Origin of the sequence: Brachybacterium halotolerans, assembly GCF_016623465.1 — a bacterium.
Classification (GTDB): Bacteria; Actinomycetota; Actinomycetes; order Actinomycetales; family Dermabacteraceae; genus Brachybacterium; species Brachybacterium halotolerans.
Genome location: NZ_JAEDAJ010000006.1, coordinates 38,726 through 63,436 on the forward strand (window position 1 = coordinate 38,726; position 24,711 = coordinate 63,436).

Sequence of the window (24,711 nt, forward strand, 5' to 3'; positions counted from 1 at the left end):
TGCCGTCTCGAGCTCGTCCACCGTCAGCAAGCAGGTCAGACCTCGTCAGCAGATGAGGCCTCGTCAGCAGGTCAGGCCCTTCTGCGGCGACGTGCCGTCCACCAGGTACGCGTCCACGGCATCCTCGACGCAGCCGCCGCTGCGTCCGTAGGCGGTGTGGCCGTCCCCGTCGAAGGTGATGAGCGTCGAGTTGTCGAGCTGGGAGTCGAGGTTCTTCGCCCACGCGTACGGGGTCGCCGGGTCACGGGTCGTGCCGACCACGACGATCTGGTCGCTCCCCTTCGCGTGGACCTCGGCGGGCTCGCGCAGCGGCTTGACGGGCCAGGTGTCGCACATGGCCTGGGAGTAGTCGGTCATCCCTGCAGCCGGGTACTCCTCCAGCAGCCGGGCGCTCTCCTGCTTCTGCCAGTCCAGGGAGGCGACGCCGGGGTGGTCCAGGCAGTTCACGGCGTTGATCGCGTACAGGTCGTTGCCCTTGTAGCTGCCGTCGTCCTGGCGGCCGGCGGAGAGGTCGGCGAGCGCGAGCAGGGTCGAGCCGTCGCCGTCGGAGGCGTTGCTGAGCGCCTGCACGCCCAGGCTCCAGTACTCGTCGCTGTACATCATCATCTGCACGCCGGCGGTCGCGAGCGCACCGGTGAGCGGCCGGTCGGGGTCCTTGGTGCTGATCGGGTCGTCGGAGATCGAGTCGAGGAGGGCGGTGAGCTCCTTCGTGGCCTCCTCGGGCGTGGAGCCCGTGAGCGGGCAGTCGTCGCGCGCGATGCAGAACTTCGCGAACTGCTCGGTGGCCTGCTGGAAGCCCTTCGCCTGGCCCTCGACGATCTGGTCGCCGGTGAGGCTCGGATCCATGACGCCGTCGAGCACGAAGCGGCCCACGCGGTCCGGGTAGAGGTCGGCGTAGGTCGCCCCCAGGTAGGTGCCGTAGGAGAAGCCCAGGTAGTTCAGGGAGTCGTCGCCGACAGCCGACCGCAGCACGTCCATGTCCCGCGCGGCGGAATAGGTGTCGAGGTACGGAAGCAGATCGCCGGAATCCTTCTCGCAGGCGTCGGAGATCTTCTGCATCCAGTCCAGGGACTTCTGCAGCCCCTCGGGCGTGCCGCCGTCGTAGGTGTCCGCGCGGTACTCGTCGGTCTGCGAGTCGTCGAGGCACTCGATGCCCTCGGAGCGGGACACGCCCCGGGGGTCGAAGCTGATGAGGTCGTAGTTCTCGCGGACTTTCTGGCTGAACAGGTAGTCCGCGCTCTGGGCGAGGAAGTCGACGCCCGAGCCGCCGGGGCCGCCCGGGTTCGTCAGCAGCGACCCCTTCGCCTCGCCGGTCGCCGGCAGGCGCACGAGCGAGATCTCGACATCGCCCGCGCTCGGGTCGTCCCAGGCCTTGGGGACCTTCACGGTCGAGCACTGCAGGCCCTGCACGGCGGCCTCGTCGAGCACGTCCTGCCCGCAGCCCTCCCAGACGGCGTCCTGGTCGTAGAAGTCGGCGTAGGCGGAGTCCTCCGCGGGGTCCGACGGCAGGTCCTGCGCGTGGGACGTGCCGAGCTCGGCGAGCGCAGTGTTCGAGTCGGCCGTGCCACCCGACCCCAAGGCGCCGTCGCTCGAAGCGCCCGAGTCCGAGGCGCCCGAGCGCCCGTCGGCCCCGTCCTCTCCCCCGTCCAGCAGGCTGCATCCGGAGACCAGGAGGGCCGTCGCGGCGGCGCCGGCGAGAATGCGCAGGGCGCCTCGGCGCGATCGGGTGCGCTGCATGGGGAAGCTCCTGGGGTGGGGTGCGGGGTGCCCGCCCATCCTAGGGGCGGCGGGTCGCCGGGGCCCGTTCAGACGGGCCGGTCGGACACGGGGTCAGCCGATCTCGCGACGGGCCCAGCGCACACCGCCGGCGACGAGCGGGATGAGGATCAGCAGGACGATCGCGCCGATCGCGGAGACGGTCACGTCGCCGCGGGCGAGGGTGTCCGCGGAGCTCGTGAGGTCGACGTAGCGCATGACCTCGGCGACGGTCTCCGAGCCGAGGACGGCCACCATGGAGGTCGCGACGGTCACCACGAAGGGCAGCACGACCGAGATGACCATCGCCAGCGCGGTGCCCTGCAGCAGAGCCGCGCACGCGGCGGCGAACAGGGTGCCCAGCAGCAGCTCGAGACCGGTGCTGCGCAGCGTGCTGCCGACGTTCTCGAACGTGGACCCGTCGCCCGAGATGCCGCCCACGAGCGAGGCGAGGCCCAGGGCGGCGCCGAGGCCGATCGCGGTGACGACGAGCGCGATGATCAGCGCGGCGACGATCTTGGACAGCAGCACGCCGGTGCGTCGCGGGCGCTGGAGGAAGGTCTGCTGGATCGCGCCGGGCCACTCCCCGACCACGGTGAGCACCGTGAGCACGGGCAGGACGACGCCGAGGACGAGGCCGACGGCGATGATCCCGCCGTAGGCGATCACCGGCGAATCCTCGAGGAGCAGCGGCTGCAGGGTGGTCGAGAGCAGGGCCATGCCGAGCACGGCGACGGCGCTGACGATGAGCAGGATGCGCATGGCCAGGGTGTCGAGCACCTGGCGCAGGTCCAGCAGCGGTCGGAAGGTGCCGGGGCCGGAGGCGCCGGCGGAGGTGCCGGTGGTGGCGAGCGCAGAGGATGCGGTGGTCATGATCAGGCCTCCTGGGAGGTGGTCGGTGCGGCGGCTGTGGAGGTCGCCGGGGCGGGGCGGGGCGCCTGGCCGTCCTCGGTGAGGGAGAAGAAGACGTCCTCGAGGGAGCCGTCGCTCAGACGCTGCAGCTCGGTGAGGACGAGGCCGTGCTCGAGGGCCAGCCGGCCGACGTCGGCCGGCTCGAGGGCGAGGGTGAAGGAGCCGTCGCTGCCGTGGCTGGCGCCGACGCCGCTGGCCTCGACCGCCCGGCCCAGGGCCTCGGGGTCGAGGGCCGCGACGCGGGTGCCGCCCTGGGCGGTGACGTCCTCGAGGCTGCCCTCGGCGACGAGCCGTCCGTGGGCGATCATCGCGACGCGGTCCACGGTGGCCTGCACCTCGGCGAGCTGGTGGCTCGAGAGCAGCACGGTGCCGCCGGCGTCGGCGAAGGAGCGCAGGAGCCGGCGCATCCAGCGGATGCCCTCGGGGTCCAGGCCGTTCGCGGGCTCGTCGAGGATGAGCGCGGCGGGGTCGCCGATGAGGGCGACGCCGATGCCGAGCCGCTGCCGCATGCCGTAGGAGTACCCACGCACGCGCTTGCGGCCGGCCCCGGACAGGCCCACCATCTCCAGGACCTCGTCGGCGCGGGAGGCGGGCATGCCGCAGGTGCGGGCCGCCAGGCGCAGGGTCTCCAGCCCGGTGCGGCCGGGGTGCAGGGTGCGCGCGTCGAGCATGACGCCGATGACGCGGCCGGGCTGCGGGATCGTGCGGAAGGACATGCCGCCCACGAGCGCAGTGCCCGAGTCGGCCTCGGCGAGACCGGTGAGGATCCGCAGGGTCGTGGACTTCCCGGCGCCGTTCGGGCCGAGGAAGCCGGTCACCGTGCCGGGCTCGCACAGCAGGTCGAGGCCGTCGACGGCCGTCTGCTCTCCGTAGGTCTTGCGCAGGGACTCGATGCGCAGGTCGACGCTCGCGTCGCTCCGACGGGTCCCTGCGGGCCCGGTGGCGCGGGCCTCGGTGGGGGTGCTGGTGGTGGTCATGGCTCCACCCTGTCGGCAGAGGGGTCGGGCGCGGATCCTCCCGCGGGTCCGACGGCGACCGACTTTGGTCGCCTCGCACCCCCGTGCGGGGTCGGCCGAAGGTACGGCTTCACGGTGCCTGCCCCGGTCCCGCCCCTGGTTACAGTTGCCCGATGGAGGAGTGCGGATGAAGCGGCGGGCGGCATCGGATGAGCGCGCCGCGCGCGGGGCCAGGACCGGGGGCCGCGACCACGACGGCACCGGGTGGGTCGAGCGTGCCTGGGTGGATGTCGTGCTCGTCGTCGCCGTGCTCGCCGAGGCGGTCGCGCGCGCCGTCTGGCACGTGCCCTTCAGCCACGGCGACGACCCGGTCGCGATCGGCATCGGAGTGCTGGCCGGCCTCGCCCTCCTCGCGCGGCGCCGCACCTGGCGCTGGCTGCTGCCGCTCGTGCTCGTGGTCAACGTGCTGGGCGCCTCCCAGGTGGTGCTCGCGATCGCCTCCTTCGCGCTCGCAGGCCGCCTGCGCGGACGCTGGCAGCCCCTCGGGGCGATGGCCCTCGCGGTGCTCACGGGCGTGCTCCCCCACCTCGCGAACCCGCTGCGTCCCGCGGTGGCGGGCGCGCTGGTGAGCGGTCTGGTCGCGGCGATCGCGGCGGTGGCCGGGATGTACCTGCGCGCTCGCGCCGACCTGCTCGCGGAGCTCACGGCGCGCGCTGAGGAGGCCGAGCACCGCCGGTCGACGGCCGAGCAGGACGCCCGACGGGCCGAGCGCACGCGCATCGCCCGGGAGATGCACGACATCGTCGCCCACAAGATCTCGCTGGTCGCACTGCAGGCCGGTGCGCTCGAGGTGAACCAGAACCTCGAGCGCGAGGAGGTCTCGCGCTCGGCCGGGCTGATCCGCCAGACAGCGGCCGACGCCCTCTCCGAGCTGCGCGAGGTGCTGGGCGTGCTGCGCGGCGAGGAGGAGGTCGCCCCGCTGAACCCGCAGCCCACCTGGGAGGACGTGCGCCGCCTCGTGGAGTCGACGAAGGAGGCCGGGGTGCAAGTCGAGCTGTTCGACTTCATCGACGACCCGGTCCCCGACGCCCTCGCTCGCACCGCCTACCGGGTGGTGCAGGAGGGGCTGACGAACATCCACAAGCACGCGCGGCACACACGGGCGCGGATCGCGCTGATCGGCGAGCCGGGCGACGACCTGCTCATCGAGATCAGTAATGTGCTCCCGAAGGGGTTCACGACGGATCTGCCCGGGGCGCGGATGGGTCTCTCGGGCATCGAGACGCGGGTGACGCATGCCGGCGGCACGATCACGTCGGGCCCCACGGACGACGGACGTTTCGAGGTGAAGGCGGTGATCCCGTGGCCGAATCCGCAGGGATGAACGAGAGCCCGGCGGGCACCGGGGTGAAGAGGATCGCCCTGGTCGATGACGACTCCCTGGTGAGGGCGGGGCTCGCGATGATCCTGGGCGCGGATCCGGGCATCGAGGTCGTCGGCGAGGGGTCCGACGGCAACCAGGCGGTCACGCTCGTGCAGAAGCACCGGCCCGACGTGCTGCTGATGGACGTGCGCATGCCGGGTATGGACGGCATCGCCGCGACCCGCGCGGTGTGCGCCCAGTCGGAGCCGCCGAAGATCATCATGCTCACGACCTTCGACATGGACGAGTACGTCTTCGAGGCCCTCGAGGCCGGGGCCAGCGGCTTCCTGCTCAAGGACACTCCCCCGCAGGACCTGATCCGCGCCGTGCACGTGGTCGCCCAGGGGGACGCGATGCTCGCTCCCACCGTCACCCGGCGCATGCTCTCGCACTTCTCGCAGTCCAATCCCGGGACGCGCAGCGCCGAGCACGATGGCCTGGATCAGCTCACCGAGCGCGAGACCGAGGTGCTGGGGGCCGTCGGCGCCGGACTGTCGAACGCGCAGATCGGCGAGCGGCTGTTCATGAGCGAGGCCACCGTGAAGGCGCACGTGTCGAAGATCTTCGCGAAGCTCGACTGCTCGAACCGCGTCCAGATCGCGATCATCGCCCACGAGGCCGGGCTCAGCGACGGCCTCGACGCCCCCGACTGAGGGCGTCGACAGCGGGCGTCAGCAGAGAGCGTCGACCGCGAGGGCCGACGGGCTCAGCCCCAGCCGAGCTCGTGCAGACGCGACTCGGAGAGCCCGAACAGATGGCCGAGCTCATGGAGCACGGTCACCCGGATCTCGGCGACGAGCGCCTCGCGGCTCGCGCTCACGCGCTGCAGGGGTCCGCGGAAGATGAGGATCCGATCGGGCTCGATGTAGCTGTCGAAGACGCTGCGCTGGTCCAGCGGGATGCCGTGGTAGATGCCCAGCAGCTCGGTGGCCTGGTGCCCGTCGCGCGCGGGATCGGGCTCCTCCTCGATGAGGATGACGACGTTCGACTCGGCGATCAGGCGCGCGGTCTCGTCCGGGAGCGAGTCGAGGGCGTCGTCGACGGCCTCCTCGAAGTCCTCGCGACTGATGGCGATCATGCGTCCATCGAACCATTGCCGCCCGCGGCGGGCTCGAGGGCGGCGGGCTCGAGCGCGGCGAGGACCTCGCGACCGCGCTCGGTGCGGGGGAACTCCTCGATGATGCGCGCGAGGCCCTCCCGGTCGGTGGCCGCGCCGAAGGCGCCCGCGAAGGGCTGCAGCCGCACGCCGCTGCGCAGGTCTCCGATCACGAGCGGATCGAAGCCGAGGGCGTCGATCAGGCGGGCCGCCCTGTCGGCGTCGTCCGGGGCGCCCGCGATCGCGATCGCGAGGCGATCGGGGTCCCCGGCGGGGAGAGCCCTCTCGTCGAGGTCGTGGTAGCCCATGTGGTTCAGCGCCTTCACGACGCGGGCCCCCGCCAGATGCTCCTGCACGAGCTCGCTCGTGGACGCCGCCGGTCCGCCGAGCTCCTCGCTCGCGCCGTCGGTCTCCCACCAGTGGTTCATCGCGTCGATCACGAGCGTGCCGCGCAGCGCCTCCACCGGCAGTTCGCGGAACCTGCCCAGCGGCAGGGCGAGGATCACGGCGTCCGCCTCGCGAGCGGCCTCCTCGGGGCGCACCGCACGCGCACCGGGGGCGAGCACCGAGGTGATCAGGGCGATCGCCGCCGGGTCCCCGGATCCGGAGATCAGCACCTCGTACCCCGCCTCGAGCGCGCGGCGGGCGAGGACCGTGCCCACCTTCCCCGCGCCGAGGATCCCGAGGGTGCGGATCGGCGCGGAGGAGCCTGCGCTATCCCCGCTCATGACGCCGTGTCCTCGCCGGAGCGCTCGGAGTCGGCGAGCATCTCGCGGACCATCGGCACGACCTGCGAGCCGTAGAGCTCGACGGACTGGCGACGCAGCGAGGGCAGGTTCTGACCCGCGGTGTAGATGAAGTCGAAGCGCTGGACGTCCAGGGCGCGGATATTGCGCACCATCTTCTCGGCGACCGTGCGGGGAGACCCCACGTACAGCGCGCCGTGCTCGACCTCCTGGAGGAAGTGCTCCTTGGTCATGGCAGGCCAGCCGCGCTCCGCGCCGAGGCGGGCGTTGTGCGCCCGGTACGCCGGCCAGTACTCCTCGAGGGCCTGCTCGTCCGTGGCGGCGATGTGCCCGTGGGAGTGCATGCCGACCCGCTGGCGCGCCACCCCGAGCTGGTCGGCAGCGCGGTGGAAGAGGTCCACGTACGGGGCGAAGCGCTGGGGCTCGCCGCCGATGATCGCGAGCATGAGCGGCAGGCCGTGGGCGGCGGCGCGCACGACGGACTGCGGGGAGCCGCCCACGCCGATCCAGGTGGGGATGCCGCCCTCGTGGTCGGTGCGCGGATAGACCTGCGCATCCTGCAGTCCGGGACGCGTGCTCCCGGACCAGGTGACGGGCTGCTCCTTCATGAGCTCGATCCACATGCCGAGCTTCTCCTCGAAGAGCACCTCGTAGTCCTCCAGGGAGTACCCGAACAGCGGAAAGGACTCCGTGAAGGACCCGCGGCCCAGGATGACCTCGGCGCGACCGTCGGAGAGGGCGTCGACGGTGGCGAAGCGCTGGTAGACGCGCACGGGATCGTCGGAGCTGAGGACCGTGACGGCGCTCGAGAGATGGATGCCCTGGGTGCGCGTGGCGAGGCCGGCGAGAAGGGTCTCCGGGGCGGAGATCGCGTAGTCGTCGCGGTGGTGCTCGCCGACGGCGAAGACGTCGAGCCCCGTCTGGTCCGCGACGATCCCCTCCTCGAGGACGTGCCGGAGCGACGCGGCCTCTCCGAGGGGCCGTCCCTTCTCGTCGACCATGACGTCCCCGAAGGTGTCGACGCCGAGCGTGATCCGGTCCATGTGCTCTCCTCCTCGTGCCGCGGGATCCCAGCATGATGCCGGGTCGTTGACACGTCAACTATTTTGCGGGGCCGCTTCTTCCCACGGCGGTCCCGATGTCGCGTACGCCGCATCGACCCGGAAGGCGGTCGCGACCGCCGCGGAGCGATCGGTATGCTTCCCCCGGGCCCCCATCGTCTAGCGGCCCAGGACACTGGCCTTTCACGCCGGCGACACGGGTTCGAATCCCGTTGGGGGTACGACTGGACGACTCCGGATCCGGGGTCGGGACCACCGCCGCGAACACCGGGAACGGGCACTGCGAGGTGTTTCACAGGCCGAGTGGTCGAGGGCCCTGAAAAGGTCCGGTAGAGTTGTCCAGGTCGGAAACGCGAGAGCGTGGACGACGAGAATGGCCCTGTAGCTCAGTTGGTTAGAGTGCCGCCCTGTCACGGCGGAGGTCGCCGGTTCAAGCCCGGTCAGGGTCGCCCCGCATGAGAGGCCCCGGAGCAGATGCTCCGGGGCCTCTCGTCGTATGAGGCTGTCGCCCGCCGTCCTCTGCATGCCCACCGGCGGCGCGCGCGTCCTAGGGTCGAAGGATGAGCACGCACCTCCGGAACCACCGCATCCGCCTCGCTGCGCGCCCGCACGGGGAGCCCACCGGCGAGGACTACCAGCACGACGTGGTGGACGTCCCGTCCCCCGCCGACGGGCAGGTCCTCCTGCGCACGCGATTCCTCTCCCTCGACCCGTACGTGCGCGGGCGGATGAGCGACGCCGAGTCCTACGCCGCCCCCATGGAGATCGGGGACGTGATCGTGGGCGCGACCGTGTCGGAGGTCGTCGAGTCCGCCGCCGACGGCTTCAGCGCCGGCGACACGGTGCTCTCCTACGGCGGCTGGCAGGAGTACAGCGTGGAGGCGGCAGGGGGCCTGCGCCGCCTCGACCCCGCGAGCGCGCCCGTCACCACAGCACTCGGCGTGCTGGGGATGCCCGGCTTCACCGCCTACGCCGGGCTGCTCGCGATCGGCAGGCCGCAACCCGGGGAGACCGTGGCCGTGGCCGCCGCCGCGGGCCCAGTGGGCTCCGCCGTGGGCCAGATCGCGCGGATCCTCGGAGCGCGCGCGGTGGGCATCGCCGGCGGCGAGCGCAAGGTCGAGCGCATGCGCGAGCTCGGATTCGACGCCGCGCTGGACCACCGGGCGCCCGACCTCGGCGGCCGCCTCGCCGACGCCGCGCCCGACGGCATCGACGTGTACTTCGAGAACGTCGGCGGCGCCGTCTGGGACGCCGTGCTCCCCCACCTCAACGAGTTCGCGCGCGTGCCCGTGTGCGGCCTCGCCGCGAGCTACAACGCGACAGCCCTCCCCGAGGGGCCCGACCGCAGCGGCCAGCTGATGGGAGCGGTGCTGCGCAAGAGCCTCACACTGCGCGGCTTCATCCAGCGCGAGTTCGCGCCCACGATGTTCGAGGACTTCCTGCGGGACATGACCGGCTGGGTCGCGAGCGGACAGGTCCACTACCTGGAGGACATCCACGAGGGACTGGACAGCGCCCCCGACGCCTTCCTGGGGATGCTGCGCGGCGCGAACCTCGGGAAGACGATCGTGCAGATCTCCTGACGCGCCGCCCCGTGGCATGCCTCTCACCCGCGCCTTCCGGTTGGGAGCACCGCACGCCGACTGCTAGCCTTGACGTCGGTCGCCCTCGGCGATCACGGCTCTGTAGCTCAGTTGGTAGAGCGTTCGACTGAAAATCGAAAGGTCACCGGATCGACGCCGGTCGGAGCCACCGCCAGAGGCCCTCATGCACGCGCGTGAGGGCCTCTTCTCATGCGCTCCCGCCACCGCAGCTCGACGCCTCCCGCGCGTGCTGGAATGGCCGGGTGACGTACTTCTACCGCCCGTCCGAGGGGCACCGGCTCCCCCACGATCCGTTCAACGCCATCGTGGCACCGCGGCCCATCGGGTGGATCGCCACCGTCGACGCGCACCGCGCGAGGAACCTCGCGCCGTACTCGTTCTTCAACGCCCTGAACTACCTGCCCCCGCTGATCGGCTTCTCCAGCAACGGCTGGAAGGACACCGTGGCCAACTGCGAGGCGACCGGGGAGTTCACCTGGAACCTGGTCTCGCGCGCGCAGGCCGAGCAGATGAACTCCTCCTCGACCACCGCCGAGGTCGACGAGTTCGACGCCGCGGGCATCGCCGCCGCACCCTCGATCGAGGTCGGGCCCCCACGGGTGGCCGCCTCGCCGGTGAGCTTCGAGTGCAGGGTCACGCAGATCATCGACCTGCGGACCTCGGCCGGCGGCTCCTCGGGCTCGTGGTTCACCGTCGGGGAGGTCGTGGGCGTGCACCTGGACGAATCCGTCCTGGTGGACGGCGTCTTCGACACGGTCGCGGCCGATCCGGTGCTCCGCGGCGGCGGACCCACCGCGTACTTCGGCATCGATCGGGAGCTGCGCTTCGACATGCGCCGCCCGGACTGAGCGGGCACCCGGACGGCTCCTGCCCTCAGATGCCGTCCTCGTCGCGGCCGCGCCGCTCGACGACGTCCTCGAGCTCCTTCTCGGTCTCGTCCTCGAGGTCGATGTCGACGTCCAGCGACGTGGGTCCGCTCTCGTCCTCGGGCTCGTCCCAGTTCGAGAGGTTCGAGAGGTCCGCGTGCTCGTGGGCACCGCCCACCACGTTCTCGGGGAAGCGCTCGGGGGATTCCTCCTCCCCCAGGTGCGGGCCCTGGGACTCGTCGACGAAGCCGTCCTCGTCGTCGTCCTCGTCGAAGGTCGACGCGAGGCGCGGGGTGAGCTCGTCGATCGTGTAGGCGCTGCCGGAGACGAAGCCGCGGCGGAACGCGGCCCGCCCCACCATCGTGCTCGAGACCGTCACGGTGGCCATCTGCGCGAGCATCACCAGCAGCATCGACCCGGCGATCGTCCAGCTCCCTGCGATCAGCGCCGTCCCGGCGAGGACGAGCAGCAGGCCGACGGTCTGGGGCTTGGAGACGGCGTGCATGCGCCGCAGCACGTCGCTGAAGCGCTCGAGGCCGATCGAAGCGACCAGGGCGAACAGCGCGCCGAGCGCGATGAGCACCAGTCCGATCACGTCCATCGCGCTCATCGGCCCTCACCCCCGGAGTCGTCGCCGCTGCCGTCGGATGCGCGGCCGTCGGTTGCCTGAGCGCTCGACCCGGACTCCTCGGCGAGGTCGTCGGCCTCGTGCACGTCGAGGCCCGAGGCGTGGGACCCGGCGGCCGGACCCGGCAGGCGCGGTGCCGCTCCTCCCGCGACGTCGTGGGGCCCGACGGGGCGCGCGGAAGCGTGCGGGCCCGGTCCGTCGTCCGTGAACGGGGCGCGGACCGCCGGGGCCCCGTCGGACTCCGCGTCGGCCCTGCCGCCCCGCTGCGCGCCGTCCGGCTCTGCGCCGGCCAGCTCCTCGCCGTCCGGCTCCGCGCCGTCGAGCTCCGCACCGTCACCGGCGGCGTCGACCGCCTCCTCGACGGCGCCCTGGGCGTCCGTGCCCTCCGCGTCGGCGGCCTCCGCGCTGGGCGGGTCCGAGGAGAGCGTGTCCGACTGCAGCGCGTCGGGGTCCTCCGGCGGGCGGGCCACGCCGGACCTGACCCGGTCGCGGGAGACGAAGCGGGCGACGGCGAGCGTGCCGACGAAGGCGAGCGCGGTCAGCCCGAGCATCGGCGCCACCCCGTAGCTCGTCCCCGTCGCCGCCGTGTACAGGGCCATCCCCGCGACCACCAGGACGATGAGCATGTCAGAGGCGACGGCGCGGTCCAGGATCGTCGGGCCGACGATCATCCGGTGCACGGCCGGCAGCGCGGCGAGCGCGAGGACCCCCGCGATCACCATCAGCACCACGTCGAGCGCGTCCGCGTTCCCGGCGATCATCGCAGCCCCGCCCCCTCGAGCACCTCGCCGCGGGCGAGTGCCCGCAGCAGGCGCAGCTCCTGGCGCCGGGCCCGCTCGCGCGCCTGCTCGGCGCCCTCCTCGTCGCCCACGCCGATGACGTGCAGGAACAGGGTCCCCGTGGCGCGCTGCGCCTCGACGACCACGGAACCGGGGATCAGCGTGGACAGCGCGGCGGTGAAGGTGAGGAACAGGTCGGAGCGCGAGGCGAGCTCGACGGCGATCACGGCCGTGGGCGGCTCCGGCCCGGGCCGCACCGCCCACCAGGCGATCTGCACCGCCGAGACGGTCATGTCCCACAGGAACCGCGCCACCAGCCACACGAAGGCGAGCGGCCGCAGCGTCACCTCGCGCGCCATCGACGGCAGCGGGAAGAGCACGTAGACGAGCACGGCCACGACCAGGCCGCCCAGCACGTCGGACGCCGAGAAGCCGCCCCACAGCAGGCACCAGAACACGGTCGCGACCAGCAGGCCCAGCCAGCGGCTCGGCAGTTCGCGCAGCATCCCCCTCATCGCTCCTCCACCCGCGTGCCGTCGTCGCCGATGCGCCAGGCGAGCTGGTCGGCCGCATCGTCGCCGAGCACCGCGCTCACGTAGGGGCTGCGGTCCAGCACCGAGCGGGCCGCCTCGTCGGTGAAATGCATGAGCGGTCCCGCGAGCACGGTCAGCAGCAGCGAGACCACGACGAGCGCCCCGGTCGCGCCGTACATGAGGGCCGGCACCCTCTCGCCGTCCTTCTCGATGTCCGCGCCCTGCGGCGCCTTCTGCCAGAACGCGCGGTTCCAGATCTTCGCGATCGCGTACAGCGTGAGCAGGCTCGTCAGCACGCTGATCACGACGAGGATCCACGAGGCCGTGTTGCCGCGCTCGATGCCGGCCTCCACGAGGCCCACCTTGCCCAGGAACCCGGAGAAGGGCGGGATGCCCGAGAGGTTCATCGCGGGCACGAAGAAGATGACTGCGAGCAGCGGGGCGGCCTTCGCGAGCCCTCCCAGGCGCCCCAGGTTCGTGGTGCCGGCGCGGTGCTCGATGAGCCCGGCGGCCAGGAACAGCGTCGACTGCACGGTGATGTGATGGGCGACGTAGTAGATGGTCGAGGCGATCGCGAGGCGGGTGGTGACGCCGATGCCGAAGAGCATGAAGCCCATGTGCGAGACCAGGGTGAAGGACAGGACGCGCTTGAGATCGGTCTGCGCGACCGCGCCCAGGATCCCGATCACGAGGCTCGCCCCGGCGGCCGCGAGCAGCAGGGTCTCCAGCTGCGAGGCCGGGAACAGCAGGGTCTCGAGCCGGATGATCGCGTAGATGCCCACCTTCGTGAGCAGTCCCGCGAACACGGCCGTGACCGGTGCGGGCGCGGTCGGGTACGAGTCGGGCAGCCACGCGCTCAGCGGGAAGATCGCGGCCTTGATCGCGAAGGCGACCAGCAGCATCAGCTCGAGCCCCATGCGCGTGGAGTCCGGCAGCTGGTCCAGGCGCACGGCGAGCTCGGCCAGGTTCACCGTGCCCACGGCCGCGTACACCGCGGCGATGCCCGCCAGGAAGATCACCGAGCTCAGCAGCGAGACGATCACGTAGGTGGTCGCGGCGCGGATGCGGCTCGCGGACCCGCCCAGGGTGAGCAGCACGTAGCTCGCGGCCAGCAGGATCTCGAAGCTCACGTAGAGGTTGAACAGGTCCCCCGCGAGGAACGCGTTGGAGACGCCGGCGACCAGCACCAGGTAGGTCGGATGGTAGATCGCGACAGGCGTGCGCTCGGTGTTCTCGCTGACGGACTGCGCGCTCGAGTACACGAGAACGGCGAGGGTCACGACGCTCGAGACGACGAGCATGAGGGCCGTCAGCCTGTCGGCCACCAGCACGATCCCGAGCCGCGGGGTCCAGCTCGCGATCTGCAGCACGAGCGTGCCGTCGACCGTGACCCGGTAGCCGATGGCGAGGGCGACCGCGAGGATCGCGACCAGGGTCGTCGTGGAGACCGCGCGCTGCAGCGCCGCGTGGTGGCGCAGGATCAGCGTGAACGCGGCGCCGCCGAGCGGCAGCACCACAGGCAGGGCGAGGAGCAGGGCGACGCTCATGCGCGGTCCTCCTGGTCCTCGGTCGGTTCTCCGGAATGCTCTCCAGACTGCTCTCCGGACTGCTCTGCGGGCTGGTCCTCGGGCCCGTCCTCGGGCTGGTCCTCGGCCTCGTCGGCCTCCGTGTAGTCCTGGGGCACGTCCTGGTCGCCCGTGAGGTCCTCTCCCAGCGGGTTCTCCTCCTCCTCGGGGGCGCGCAGGCCCTGCGACGCCTTGAGGGCGCCGCGCCGGGCGTCCTCGTCGAGGGCGTCGGCCCAGCCCACCTCGATGCCCTGCCCGGTGCGGGCGCGGGAGCGGCGCAGCACGCGGCGGTCCTCGACGTCGTCGGGCACCTCGTCATGGCCGAACAGCTGCCAGGCCCGGTAGGCCAGCGCCATCACGAACGCGGTCACCCCCAGGGTGATGACGATCGCCGTGAGCACCATCGCGAAGGGCAGCGGGTCGGTCATCCGCTCCGGATCGTCGGTCCCCTCGAAGGGGGGCGAGCCCCACGGGCCCGCGGCGAGGATGAACAGGAGGTTCACCCCGTTGCCGAGCAGCACGAAGCCCAGGATGATGCGGGTCAGCGTGCGCTCGAGCACGAGGTAGACGCCGCAGGCGATGAGGACGCCGGCGGTGAGGACGAGGGCGAGGCTCACGGTCATCCGTCCTCCGCCTCCTGGTGCAGATCGATCTGGGAGCCCAGGCTGCGCAGGATGTCGAGGACCACCCCGATCACCACGAGGTACACCCCGATGTCGAACAGCAGCGCCGTGGGCAGGTGCACCTCGCCGAGCACGGGCATATGGATCACGGGCGTCGCGGTCGAGAACACGCTGCCGCCGAAGGCGACGGGCACCACGCCGGCGAGCACGGCCGTGGCCATGCCGACGCCCAGCACGAGGCCCGCCTGGACGGGAGCGGCCTCGGAGAGCTCGTAGCGGCCGCCCGCGATGTAGCGCAGGGTCAGCGCGATGCCCGCGACCAGCCCGCCCGCGAAGCCGCCGCCGGGATGGTTGTGCCCGGCCATCAGCAGGTACACCGAGAACATCATCATCAGCGGGAACGACAGCCGGGTGACGACCTCGAGGACCACCATGCGCCGCTGCGGGGCCAGGGTGCGCCCGGCCGAGAGCCACGTGCGCCAGCGGTTGCCGGCCACGTCCTCGGGCCGGGTGTCGAACTCCAGGAGGTTGCGCGGCAGCTCCTCGTCGACCCGCCGGTTCCAGATGGTCCGGCCGGACCCCAGGCTGCTCACGCGCGAGATCGCCTGCTCGCGGCGGGTCACGAAGATCAGGGAGGCGACGCCCGTGGCGACCACGAGCAGCACGGAGATCTCGCCGAAGGTGTCCCACACGCGGGCGTCCACGAGGGTCACGTTGACGACGTTGTGGCCGCCGCCGATCGTGTACGCGGCCTCGATGAGGTCCTTGCCCAGCGGCGACTGGGTGCGCGCGGCCGCGGCGTAGACGGCGACGCCGCACATGGCGGCGGCGGTGCCGATCGCGATCGCCCAGCGCACCCAGCGGTCCAGGTCCAGCGGCCGGCGCGAGAAGTACACGGGCAGGCGGCGCAGGGCGAGCACCAGCACGACCGTCATCATCGTCTCCACGAGCACCTGCGTCATGGCGACGTCCGGCGCACCGGCGAGCAGGAAGTACACGGCCACGACGTACCCGGTGACGGTGATGAGGAAGACCGCGCGCAGGCGCCGACGGGCCCGGGCCGCGCCGATCGCGGCGACGGCCGCGACCACGAGCAGCAGGATCTCGACGGGGGTCACGAAGGGCACGAGGTTGTCCGGCACCGGGTTCTGCCAGATCAGGATGGGGGCGGCGAGCGCGATCGTCACCACGAGCATCGTGCCCAGGGTGAAGGGGAGCGAGCCCCTCTGGTAGAGCGGGGTGACGAGGATGGCGAGGCCGTCGACCGCGCGCATGATCGCGCGGAAGCCGCGCTCGGCGTCGAGCAGCACCCCGATCCGGTGCTCGCTCCAGCGCTGCGGGGAGACGGCGCGCTGGAGGCGCTCGAGCGGGCGCGCGAGGACGACGAGGACGGCGCCGAGTCCGAGGGCGAGAGCGCTGAGCGCGAGCGGCACGCCCACGTGCGGGAGCATTGTGAGGTGCACTGCCCCGTGCTCCGCGTGCTCCCCCAGCGCGGGGACCGTCTCGGAGAAGCCGCGGAGCACCTGCTCGAACGGATGGCTCGCGAGCGGCAGGGCCAGTCCGGCGACGACGATCACCGCGGGCGGCGCCCAGAAGCCCCAGGGGATCCGCACGGCCCGCACGGGCGGCGCGCCGCCGGCCCGGCCGAAGGCGCCGACGACGAAGCGCCAGGAGTACGCGACGGTGAGGATCGAGCCCGCGACCAGGGCGATCAGCAGCGCCCTCTGGCCGGTCCCGCCCTCCCAGAGCGCCGTGAAGATGGCCTCCTTGGCGACGAAGCCCAGCAGCGGCGGGACCGCCGCCATGGAGGCCGCGGAGAGCACGCCGATCACGGCGACCACGGGCGCGACCCGCCAGACCCCTGAGAGCATGCGCAGGTCACGGGTGCCGAACTTCTTGTCGATGATGCCGACGACCATGAACAGCGGCGCCTTGAAGGCGGCGTGGGCGATCAGCATCGCCGTCGCGGCGAGGGCCGCATCGGGCGTGGCGAGGCCCGCGACGGCCATCAGGAAGCCGAGCTGGGAGACCGTCCCGTAGGCCAGCAGCAGCTTGATGTCGGTCTGGCGCAGGGCGCGCCACCCGCCCAGCAGCATCGTCGCCGCGCCGAGCACCGCGATCACCGTCCCCACGGAGGGGACGTGCGCGATCGCCGGGTCGAGCCGCAGCACCATGTAGACGCCCGCCTTCACCATCGCCGCCGCATGCAGGTAGGCGGAGACGGGCGTGGGGGCGGCCATCGCCCCGGGAAGCCAGAAGTGCGTGGGGATCAGCGCCGACTTGCTCGCGGCCCCAGCGGTGATCAGCAGCAGGGCGGTCACGAGGAACGCATCGGGAGCATGCCACATGGGGTCCGCGACGATCCCGGCGAGGCTCAGCGTGCCCGCGCGCTCGCCGAGCATGAGCAGGCCGACGAACATCGCGAGGCCGCCGGCGGTCGTCGAGATCAGCGCGTTGATCGCGGCGCGGCGCGAGGCCTGCTTCTCGGCGTAGTGGCCGATGAGCAGGTACGAGAAGATCGTGGTGAGCTCCCAGAAGACGAACATCACCATGACGTCGTCGGCCAGGACCAGTCCCACCATCGCCCCGGCGAAGGCGGTGAGCACGCCCGCGAAGCGTCCCAGCCCCGGCTCCGTGTCCTTGAAGTAGCGGGCGCAGTAGAGCAGCACGAGGGTGCCGACCCCCGTGGCCAGCAGCGCCATCACCCAGCTGAGCGTGTCGAGCCGGAAGGTCAGGGAGATCCCGAGCTGCGGGATCCAGGGGACGGACTCGACGCGGGGCTCCTCGGCGAGGTGCGCCGGGGACATGCTCGCGAGCCAGACGGCGCTGAGCGCCGGGACCACGGCCAGCGGGTAGAACGCGTTGCGCCCGATCGCGCGCACCGCAACCGGGCCCAGGAGGGCGGCTGCGAGGTGGGCGATGAGCACAAGGAGCACACGCTCTCCGTCCGTGGTGGGGGCGGGGGATCATGAACATTTTATCTGCTCGCCCTGGGGCGGCGCTGGGCCTTCGGATGTCGGGCATCTTGCACCGATCCGCCGACGGATCGGGAATACGGCGCGGCGCGCGCCCTAGAGTGCTCCCATGGCCTCCCCCACCGCCGGGTCCGACTCCCCCGGGCCGTCCGGGCCCGCCTCCTCCGCGCACTCCCCTGCGCACTCGTCCCCCGCCTCCCCCGCGCGCGGGGGACGCCGGGCGAAGGTCTCCTTCGCTCTCTGGGACGGCGGCATGTCCGCCTTCAGCTCCGTGATCCTCACCTTCGTGTTCGCGACCTACGTGACGAACGCGGTCGCGACCGAGGGCGCCGTGGGCGCGGACGCCCTGAAGGCCGCCCAGGACCACGGCTCCCAGGTCCTCACGTCATGGCAGGCTGTGGGCGCGGTCGCGATCGCTCTGCTCGCGCCGCTGCTGGGGAACCTCGCCGACTCCGGCGGAGCCCGCAACACCCTGCTGCGCGTGACGACCCTCGCGACCGTGGTGACCGTGGCGCTGATGCCGCTGATCGCCCGGGACCCGGCCTTCCTCACCCTGGGCGCGGCGCTGATCGCCCTGGGGGTGGTGTTCTCCGAGCTCGCCGGGGTGTTCGTGAACTCCGTGCTGCCGGAGATCTCGACGCCCGCGGACCGCGGCCGCGTCTCGGGCACCGCATGGGCGGTCGGCTACTGGGGATCGATCGTCTGCCTGGGCCTGGTCCTCGTGCTGTTCGTGATGCCGGGGACGGGGATCCTCGGGATCACCGGGGACGAGGGCTGGAACCTGCGGGCGATCCCGGTGTTCGTCGCCGTCTGGATCCTGCTGGGCACCCTCCCGCTCATGCTGTGGGCGCCGCGGCACCATGGGAGGGCCGAGCTCGAGGGCCGGATCCCGGCCGCCGCCCGCTGGACCCCGTGGCAGGGCTACGCGACCATCGTGCGCCGCGTGGTCCGGGCCTTCCGCGAGGAGCCCGTGACCCTCGCCTACCTCGTCGCCTCCGCGATCTACCGGGACGGCCTCGGCGCGGTCTTCTCCGTGGCCGGTGTCCTCGCGGCCAACGCCTACGGCTTCTCGACCGTGCAGGTGATCGTGTTCGGGATCGCCGCGAACCTCGTCGCCGGGATCGGCGTCTTCGTGGGCGGCCGGATCGACGACCGCGCGGGCTCGCGGGCCGTGATCATCGCGGGCTGCGCGGCGATCGTGGTGCTGGGCCTGGTGGTCCTCGCGATCGACGCGCCGATCGTGTTCTGGGTCGCGGGGCTCGCGATCTGCCTCTTCGTCGGCCCCGTGCAGTCCTCCTCGCGGAACCTGCTCACGCGGCTCTCGGCGCCCGGGCACGAGACGGAGAACTTCGGCCTCTACGCGACCACCGGACGCGCGCTCGGCTTCCTCGGCACCGCGGCGTTCTCGCTCACCGTGTGGCTGTTCCACGACACCCGCATGGGGATCCTCGGGATCATCGTCGTGATCGCGCTCGGTCTGATCGCCTTCGTGCCGATCCGGCTCGGTGCGGCGGGGCGCGCGGGCGACCTCGCGCCGGCCGCTCAGCCGTCGACGAGCGTGACCTCGAAGGAGTAGCGCGAGGCGCGGTAGACGTGGTGGCCGTACTCGATGACGGCGCCGTCGTTCGCGAAGGACTTGCGGTCCATGGTCAGCAGCGCCGCCCCGACGGTCTCCCCCAGCAGGGCCGCGTTCTCCTCGTCGGCCGTGATCGCGCCGATCCTCTGATGGCCCACGGCCGTGGCGATCCCGCGCTCCCGCAGCGCCGCGTACAGGCCCTTCTCGAGCAGGTCCTCGCGGCTGGGGGCGATGCGCTCGGGCAGGGTGTTGCGCATGACGGCCAGCGGCTCGTCGTCCGCATAGCGCACGCGCATGAGGTCCAGGACGAGCTCCCCGGTGTCCAGCAGCAGACGCCCCGCCGCCTCGGCCGTCGGCCGTCCGATCCGGTACTCGAGGACCTCGGTGCGCGGATGCTTGCCCTCGCGCGCGAGGTCGTCGTACAGGGACGTGAGCGCCACCGGACGGTTCACCTGGGACTCGACGACCTGGGTGCCCACCCCGCGCTTGCGCACGAGCAGCCCCTTGTCCACGAGCTCCTGGATGCCCTGGCGGACCGTGGGGCGCGAGAGGCCGAGGCGGCCGGCGAGCTGCAGCTCGTTCTCGATGCGCGAGCCCGGCACCAGGGTGCCCTCGCGGATCGCACCCTCGATGGCCGCGGAGAGCTGGAGGTACAGCGGTGTGGAGGAGCCGCGCTCGATGGGGATGCTGAGCTCGGTGGGGCGGGCGGGATCCGCGGTCATGGACGTCTCCTCCTCGGGCGCGGCTGCGACGCCGCGTGTCCGGACAAATGTACACAGGGGTGCGGCGCCGCGGCGGGGTCGGGGTCGTCCGGGTCCCGGTCCCCGCCGCGGCCTCCGCGTGCCCGCGAGTCATTCCCCGTGGGCGGCCTGGTAGCGCTCCTCGAACTCCTCGAGCGAGACCCCGCGGGTCTCGGGGACGACGCGCCAGTAGAACAGGAAGGCGATGACGTTGATGATCGCGAAGAGCAGGTACGTCTTCGCGCCGCCGAGCCCGGCCATCATCGAGGGGAACACCGCCGCGACGATGCCGTTGAACAGCCACAGCATGCCCACGGAGATGCCCTGGGCGCCGCCGCGGATCTTCGCGGGGAAGATCTCCGCGAGCAGCACCCAGGTGACGGTGCCGGCCTGCTTGGCGAAGACGAACAGGGAGACCACCACGAGGATCAGCCACGGCACGAGCGTGGGGATGGTGTCCGCGATCGACCCGTCGGCGCTCATGTGGGGCTCGACCCCGAAGTGGAAGAGCGCGGCGAGCGCGAACAGGGCGATCGCGACGCCGAGCTCCTGTGCCATGCCCACGTGCCGGCGGGCGAAGCGGTAGACGACGTACAGCCCGACCGCCGAGCCGACGGCGGAGACGGCGCCCGTGACGACGTTCAGGGTGATCGCGTCGGCCGTGGAGAAGCCGGCCGCGCCGAGGATCGTGGGCATGTACCACATGGCCGTGTTGATGCCCGTGAGCTGGTCGAAGATCCCCAGCATGATGCCGATGAGGATGAGGCGGCGGGCCCAGCGGCGCCGGAAGCCCTGCCGCAGCGTCCACTCGACCTGCTGCGCCTGCTTCTCCTCGAGCTCGACCATCTCGACGACCTCGTCGGCGACGTCGTCCTTGGCGGGGTCGCGCAGGGTCTTGAGGGTCTCGATGACCTCGTAGTACTGCTTGTTCGCGGCGAACCAGCGGGGCGACTCCGGCATCACGCGCATGCCCACCCAGAGCACGATCGCGGGGATCGTGGCGAGCACGAGCATCCACCGCCAGGCCTCGCCGTTGCCGCTCGAGACCACCACGCCCTCGATGTGCTGGAGCACGTCCCAGGACACGGTCTGCCCCGACCGGTAGGTGCCGGAGGGGTCGTTCTCGACGACGGCCTGCGGGGCCGAGTGCATGTGGGCGATGACGGCGTTCAGCGAGTAGGCGACGAACTGGCCGAAGACGATCATGAACTGGTCGACCGCCACGAGCGGCCCGCGGATCCGCTTGGGCGCGGCCTCGGCGAGGTACAGCGGGACGGTCGAGGAGGCGCCGCCGACGGCCATGCCGAGGATGAAGCGGAAGGGCGCGATCACCGCGACGCTCGGGGCGAGCGTGCAGCCCAGCGTGCCGACGACGAACAGGATCGCCAGCAGCATGATCGCCCGGCGACGGCCGATGCGGTCGTTGAGCTGCCCGCCCAGCAGCGCGCCCGCGGCCGCGCCGAAGGCGAGCAGCGAGGTGACCAGGCCCTCCTCCGCGGCGCTCAGTCCCAGGCCGCCGGCGGCGGTGGGCAGGTGCATGTACGGCAGGGCGCCCGCGATGACGCCGGTGTCGTAGCCGAACAGCAGGGAGCCCATGGTCGCGATGGCCGCGATCAGCAGCGGTCCGCGGCGACGGCCGGAGGCGGAGATCCGCGAGACCAGGGTCGGGATCTCGCCGGTGGACGGGACATGCCCGTCGGGCAGCTCGGAGCGGGGTGAAGACATCGTCGTCCTCCTGGGACAGATCGGATCGGGCGGGCCCGACGGGGCGCGTCCGGTGGGGCGCGCCCCGTGGGGCTCAGGGGCGCTCGCGCGTGTCGACGGGGACGAACCCGTCCGCGGTCAGCGCCTTCTCGGCGGCCTCGCACGCGGCGGCGGCGAGGTAGCCGTCCCAGGCGCGGGCCGAGCGATCGGCGACGTTGGTGCCGGCGGCGACGGCCGCGACCCAGGCCTGGACCTCGGCGTCGTACGCGTCGATGAAGCGGGGGCGGAAGTCCCCGGGGATCTCCCCTCCCCACCGCGAGCCCTCGAGGTGGGTGGTGACGCGGCCGGACTCCTGGCCGATGGTGGCGATGCCCTTCGAGCCCAGCACCTCGGTGCGCACCTCGTAGCCCGAGGCGGTGTTGACGTAGAGCTCGTCGGTGACGATGCGGCCGGACGCCGTGCGGAACAGCAGCAGCATCGGGTCGTGCTGGCCCTCGTCTGCCCGCGGGCCGGGGACGGGCAGGATCGCCTGCACCGCGGTGATCGGCTCGTCGAGGAAGTAGTGGATCGCGTCGACCTCGTGGACAGCGGAGTCGTAGACCATCATCGAGTCGACGAAGCCGGGCAGGGTGGTCGCGTTGCGGTGCTTGCAGTTCACGATGCTGATCTCGCCGAGCTCGCCCGAGGAGATCGCGTCGTGCAGCTCGGCGTACCCGCGGTCGAAGCGGCGCATGAAGCCGAGCGAGAGGTACTGGCCGCCCGAGGCCTGCTCTGCCGCGACCACCTGGTAGGCGTCCTCGGGGTTCATCGCGAGCGGCTTCTCGCAGAGAACGGGCCTGCCGGCGTCGATGCAGGCGATCGCCTGGTCGCGGTGGAACTTCCCGGGGCTCGCGATGAGCACGGCGTCGACGTCGTCGGCGGCGATGAGCTCCTCGGGGGTGTCCACGACGCGCGCGCCGGGGACGGTGTCGGCGATCTCCTGGGCCTTGTCCGTGAAGTAGTCGGTCACGACGCTCACGCGCGCGCCCTTGATGCGGTCGCGGATGCGGGTGACGTGGTCGGCGCCCATCTGGCCGACGCCGATGACGCCGACGCGGACGTCGGCCGGGAGGGATGCGGAGGTGCTGGGGGTGGTGCTCATGGGGTCTCTCCTTCGAAACGGGACGGATGGGGGCGGCGCGGGACGGGCCGACGGGAGGCGCGGGACGGGCCGTCAGGCCCCGTCGGCGCCCTCGACGAGGCGCGGGTCGGGGCCGAGCTCGTCCCAGGTGCCGCGCACCCAGGTCTGGTCGGGGCGGTCGGTGATGTTCCAGGCCCGCTCGGCGCCGGGACCGGCCATCACGTTGAGGTAGTACATGGCGTGGCCGGGCGCCGCGGCGCACGGGCCGTGCCAGCCGTGGGGCACGAGCACGACGTCGCCGCTGCGGACCTCGACGAGCACGTCGATCGGACGCTCGGGGTCGCTCGAGGTGGTCTGGTGGTAGCCGAAGCCGGGTCCGCCGTCGGGCGCGTCCTGGATCTCGTAGTAGTAGATCTCCTCGAGCTCGGACTCGGGGCGCTCCGGGTCCTCCACCGTCTCGTCGTGCTTGTGGGCGGGGTAGCTCGACCAGTTGCCGCCGGGCGTGATGACCTCGCAGGCGATGATCGCGTCGCAGTCGTCGAAGGAGCCGACGGTGCCGAAGTTGCGCACCTGACGGGTCATGTTCCCGCCGCCGCGGATCTCCACGGGGACGTCCTGGGCGGCCACGCGGGCCGCGGGGTGGAAGGAGGTCGCGACCGCGATCGCGAGGGCGAAGCGGCCGCCCTGCTCGCTGCGCACCGTGAGGGTGGACTCGATGCCCGCGTAGGCCACGTCGGTCGCCGAGGCGAAGACGTCGCTGCGCCCGGCGAGCTCGAACTCGTGGTCGCCGTCGCGGTCGGAGACCTGCACGCTGCAGGAGCCGCTGAGCGGCACGACCATGATCTCGGTGCGGCCGGTGCCCAGGCGCGCGGAGCCTCCCGGCTCGAGCGCGAGGACGCGCAGTCCGGTGTGGACCCAGTCCTCGCGCTCCCCGGGGTCGATGACGGTGTCGTAGGGGGCCTGCGCCGAGGTCCCCGCGGGGATGTGCAGCTCGCTCATGCTCTCGCCCTTTCGTCGGGGTGGGTGTTCTCGTGTCGATGCTCGTCGATGCCGTGGGCCCGGTTCGACGCCGTGCGCCCGGTGCCGCGGACGGCCGGGCATCAGCGGATCATGCTCGCGGCGGTGCTCACGGCCCCGCGCACGTCGTCGTCGGCCGGGTAGAGCAGGCTGCGGCCGACGACGAGGCCGCGCACGTTGGGCCGGGCGAGCGCCTCGCGCCAGGTCGCGTACACCGCCTCCGGATCGGTCGCGCCGGGGTCGCCGCCGAGGATCAGGGTGGGCAGCGTGGTCGCGTCCATGACGCGGGCCATGTCCGCCACCGCGGGCAGCTTCAGCCACGTGTACGCGCTGGTCGTCCCGAGGCCCTGGGCGACGTGGATGGAGCGGATGACGGCCTCGGGGCTGAGGTCGTTGACGACCCTCCCGCCCTGCCGCGAGGACCAGAAGGGCTCGATCATGGCGATGAGCTCGCGCGCGGCGAGCTGGTCGATCGCCTCGGCGCTCCACTTCAGCGTCTTCGAGGTGCGGTCGTCGTCGAGATCGATGCGGGTGAGCATCTTGCCGCCCGCGAAGCCCGCCCGCGCGATGGACTCGGCGTCGTAGGAGGTGAAGCGGTCCTCGATCTCCCAGGAGCCGCCCTGCAGCCCGCCGCGGTTCATGGACGCGAACACGACCTTGTCCTCGAGGGCGCCCATCAGCAGGAGGTCCTCGAGCACGTCGGCCGTCCCGAGCACGCCGTCGACGCCGGGCACGGCGAGCGCCGTGCGCATGCGGTCGAGCATGTCGGTGCGGCTGGCCATCGCCTCGGAGCGCGCGCCCACGCCGAGGGCCCCGCGGGCGGGGTGGTCGGCGGCGACGATGAGCATCGAGCCGTCGGTGTCGGCGACGGTGCGCCGTGCGCGGCGCGCGAGCAGCCGGCCGATCCGGCCCGGGTCCTCGATGCGCACCCGGGTGACGTCCTCGTAGGAGTCGACGAAGGCGTCGTCCCTGGTCCCGGTCGACTCCATGGTCCCGGTCGACGCCGTGGCCCCGGTCGACGGGGCCCCGCTG

General features: G+C 72.2%; 22 protein-coding genes and 3 tRNA genes. 8 read left to right on the forward strand and 17 right to left on the reverse strand.

Going from position 1 to position 24,711, the window contains the following annotated elements; genetic code table 11:
* Positions 1–63 precede the first annotated feature (63 nt).
* The 3 genes from I8D64_RS11075 to I8D64_RS11085 all read right to left on the reverse strand — a co-directional run bounded on the left by I8D64_RS11075 (position 64) and on the right by I8D64_RS11085 (position 3,644).
* A complete protein-coding gene (locus I8D64_RS11075) occupies positions 64–1,737 on the reverse strand; it encodes an alpha/beta hydrolase (RefSeq protein WP_200502750.1) in 1,674 nt (557 codons plus the stop codon).
* A gap of 93 nt (positions 1,738–1,830) precedes the next feature.
* Entirely contained in the window at positions 1,831–2,628 is a 798-nt protein-coding gene (locus tag I8D64_RS11080) for a hypothetical protein (protein WP_200502752.1), read from the reverse strand.
* A gap of 2 nt (positions 2,629–2,630) precedes the next feature.
* Positions 2,631–3,644: an ABC transporter ATP-binding protein gene (locus I8D64_RS11085; RefSeq protein ID WP_200502762.1), complete on the reverse strand. Its 1,014-nt coding sequence runs from the start codon at positions 3,642–3,644 to the stop codon at positions 2,631–2,633.
* Positions 3,645–3,906: 262 nt separating this feature from the next.
* Between I8D64_RS11085 and I8D64_RS17385 the strand changes: the two genes are divergently transcribed.
* Positions 3,907–5,007, forward strand: coding sequence for a sensor histidine kinase (locus I8D64_RS17385; RefSeq protein WP_343068546.1), 1,101 nt, complete (start codon positions 3,907–3,909; stop codon positions 5,005–5,007).
* Complete coding sequence (locus I8D64_RS11095; RefSeq protein ID WP_200502765.1) at positions 5,004–5,699, forward strand: response regulator; 696 nt, start codon at positions 5,004–5,006, stop codon at positions 5,697–5,699. The genes I8D64_RS17385 and I8D64_RS11095 overlap by 4 nt, the downstream gene beginning before the upstream one ends.
* A gap of 53 nt (positions 5,700–5,752) precedes the next feature.
* Here I8D64_RS11095 and I8D64_RS11100 read toward each other — a convergent pair whose 3' ends face one another.
* Genes I8D64_RS11100 through I8D64_RS11110 form a run of 3 tightly spaced genes read right to left on the reverse strand, consistent with a single transcriptional unit; the run spans position 5,753 to position 7,931 of the window.
* Positions 5,753–6,124 (reverse strand): metallopeptidase family protein, encoded by a 372-nt coding sequence (locus tag I8D64_RS11100; protein WP_200502767.1) that lies wholly within the window; start codon positions 6,122–6,124, stop codon positions 5,753–5,755.
* Entirely contained in the window at positions 6,121–6,870 is a 750-nt protein-coding gene (locus I8D64_RS11105; RefSeq protein ID WP_200502768.1) for an NADPH-dependent F420 reductase, read from the reverse strand. The genes I8D64_RS11100 and I8D64_RS11105 overlap by 4 nt, the downstream gene beginning before the upstream one ends.
* The gene (locus I8D64_RS11110; protein WP_200502769.1) at positions 6,867–7,931 is read right to left on the reverse strand and encodes an LLM class flavin-dependent oxidoreductase; all 1,065 of its coding nucleotides are present in this window, start codon (positions 7,929–7,931) and stop codon (positions 6,867–6,869) included. Before I8D64_RS11110 ends, I8D64_RS11105 begins: the two co-directional genes overlap by 4 nt.
* 166 nt (positions 7,932–8,097) lie before the next feature.
* Between I8D64_RS11110 and I8D64_RS11115 the strand changes: the two genes are divergently transcribed.
* The 5 genes from I8D64_RS11115 (at position 8,098) to I8D64_RS11135 (ending at position 10,401) form a co-directional block, all read left to right on the forward strand.
* Positions 8,098–8,170, forward strand: a tRNA-Glu gene (locus I8D64_RS11115).
* Between the two features lie 154 nt (positions 8,171–8,324).
* Positions 8,325–8,398 (forward strand) — tRNA-Asp (locus tag I8D64_RS11120).
* Between the two features lie 111 nt (positions 8,399–8,509).
* Positions 8,510–9,532, forward strand: a complete 1,023-nt coding sequence (locus I8D64_RS11125; protein WP_200502770.1) for an NADP-dependent oxidoreductase — start codon at positions 8,510–8,512, stop codon at positions 9,530–9,532.
* 96 nt (positions 9,533–9,628) lie between these two features.
* Positions 9,629–9,701: transfer RNA gene (locus tag I8D64_RS11130), tRNA-Phe, on the forward strand.
* A 94-nt stretch (positions 9,702–9,795) separates the two neighbouring features.
* On the forward strand, positions 9,796–10,401 hold the full coding sequence (locus tag I8D64_RS11135; protein ID WP_200502771.1) for a flavin reductase: 606 nt from the start codon (positions 9,796–9,798) through the stop codon (positions 10,399–10,401).
* A 25-nt stretch (positions 10,402–10,426) separates the two neighbouring features.
* Here I8D64_RS11135 and mnhG read toward each other — a convergent pair whose 3' ends face one another.
* Genes mnhG through I8D64_RS11165 form a run of 6 tightly spaced genes read right to left on the reverse strand, consistent with a single transcriptional unit; the run spans position 10,427 to position 17,483 of the window.
* Positions 10,427–11,029, reverse strand: a complete 603-nt coding sequence (gene mnhG / locus I8D64_RS11140) for a monovalent cation/H(+) antiporter subunit G (protein WP_200502772.1) — start codon at positions 11,027–11,029, stop codon at positions 10,427–10,429.
* On the reverse strand, positions 11,026–11,808 hold the full coding sequence (locus tag I8D64_RS11145) for a monovalent cation/H+ antiporter complex subunit F (protein WP_200502773.1): 783 nt from the start codon (positions 11,806–11,808) through the stop codon (positions 11,026–11,028). Before I8D64_RS11145 ends, mnhG begins: the two co-directional genes overlap by 4 nt.
* The gene (locus tag I8D64_RS11150; RefSeq protein ID WP_246482982.1) at positions 11,805–12,332 is read right to left on the reverse strand and encodes a Na+/H+ antiporter subunit E; all 528 of its coding nucleotides are present in this window, start codon (positions 12,330–12,332) and stop codon (positions 11,805–11,807) included. The genes I8D64_RS11145 and I8D64_RS11150 overlap by 4 nt, the downstream gene beginning before the upstream one ends.
* 5 nt (positions 12,333–12,337) lie before the next feature.
* Complete coding sequence (locus I8D64_RS11155; RefSeq protein ID WP_200502775.1) at positions 12,338–13,906, reverse strand: Na+/H+ antiporter subunit D; 1,569 nt, start codon at positions 13,904–13,906, stop codon at positions 12,338–12,340.
* Complete coding sequence (locus I8D64_RS11160) at positions 13,903–14,547, reverse strand: Na(+)/H(+) antiporter subunit C (protein ID WP_200502777.1); 645 nt, start codon at positions 14,545–14,547, stop codon at positions 13,903–13,905. Before I8D64_RS11160 ends, I8D64_RS11155 begins: the two co-directional genes overlap by 4 nt.
* The gene (locus I8D64_RS11165; protein WP_200502779.1) at positions 14,544–17,483 is read right to left on the reverse strand and encodes a Na+/H+ antiporter subunit A; all 2,940 of its coding nucleotides are present in this window, start codon (positions 17,481–17,483) and stop codon (positions 14,544–14,546) included. Before I8D64_RS11165 ends, I8D64_RS11160 begins: the two co-directional genes overlap by 4 nt.
* A gap of 148 nt (positions 17,484–17,631) precedes the next feature.
* Here I8D64_RS11165 and I8D64_RS11170 point away from each other — a divergent pair, with 148 nt between their 5' ends.
* Positions 17,632–19,098 carry an MFS transporter gene (locus I8D64_RS11170; RefSeq protein WP_200502781.1) on the forward strand — a complete coding sequence of 489 codons (1,467 nt, stop codon included), beginning with the start codon at positions 17,632–17,634 and terminating at the stop codon, positions 19,096–19,098.
* Here the strand turns inward: I8D64_RS11170 and I8D64_RS11175 are convergent.
* The 5 genes from I8D64_RS11175 to I8D64_RS11195 all read right to left on the reverse strand — a co-directional run bounded on the left by I8D64_RS11175 (position 19,065) and on the right by I8D64_RS11195 (position 24,668).
* Positions 19,065–19,820 (reverse strand): GntR family transcriptional regulator, encoded by a 756-nt coding sequence (locus tag I8D64_RS11175; RefSeq protein WP_200502783.1) that lies wholly within the window; start codon positions 19,818–19,820, stop codon positions 19,065–19,067. The genes I8D64_RS11170 and I8D64_RS11175 overlap by 34 nt on opposite strands.
* A 129-nt stretch (positions 19,821–19,949) precedes the next feature.
* Complete coding sequence (locus I8D64_RS11180; protein ID WP_200502785.1) at positions 19,950–21,563, reverse strand: MFS transporter; 1,614 nt, start codon at positions 21,561–21,563, stop codon at positions 19,950–19,952.
* Between the two features lie 73 nt (positions 21,564–21,636).
* Positions 21,637–22,683 (reverse strand): Gfo/Idh/MocA family protein, encoded by a 1,047-nt coding sequence (locus tag I8D64_RS11185; RefSeq protein ID WP_200502787.1) that lies wholly within the window; start codon positions 22,681–22,683, stop codon positions 21,637–21,639.
* 72 nt (positions 22,684–22,755) lie between these two features.
* A complete protein-coding gene (gene iolB / locus I8D64_RS11190) occupies positions 22,756–23,661 on the reverse strand; it encodes a 5-deoxy-glucuronate isomerase (protein WP_200502789.1) in 906 nt (301 codons plus the stop codon).
* A gap of 101 nt (positions 23,662–23,762) precedes the next feature.
* Positions 23,763–24,668, reverse strand: coding sequence for a Cgl0159 family (beta/alpha)8-fold protein (locus I8D64_RS11195; RefSeq protein ID WP_200502986.1), 906 nt, complete (start codon positions 24,666–24,668; stop codon positions 23,763–23,765).
* Between the last annotated feature and the right edge of the window lie 43 nt (positions 24,669–24,711).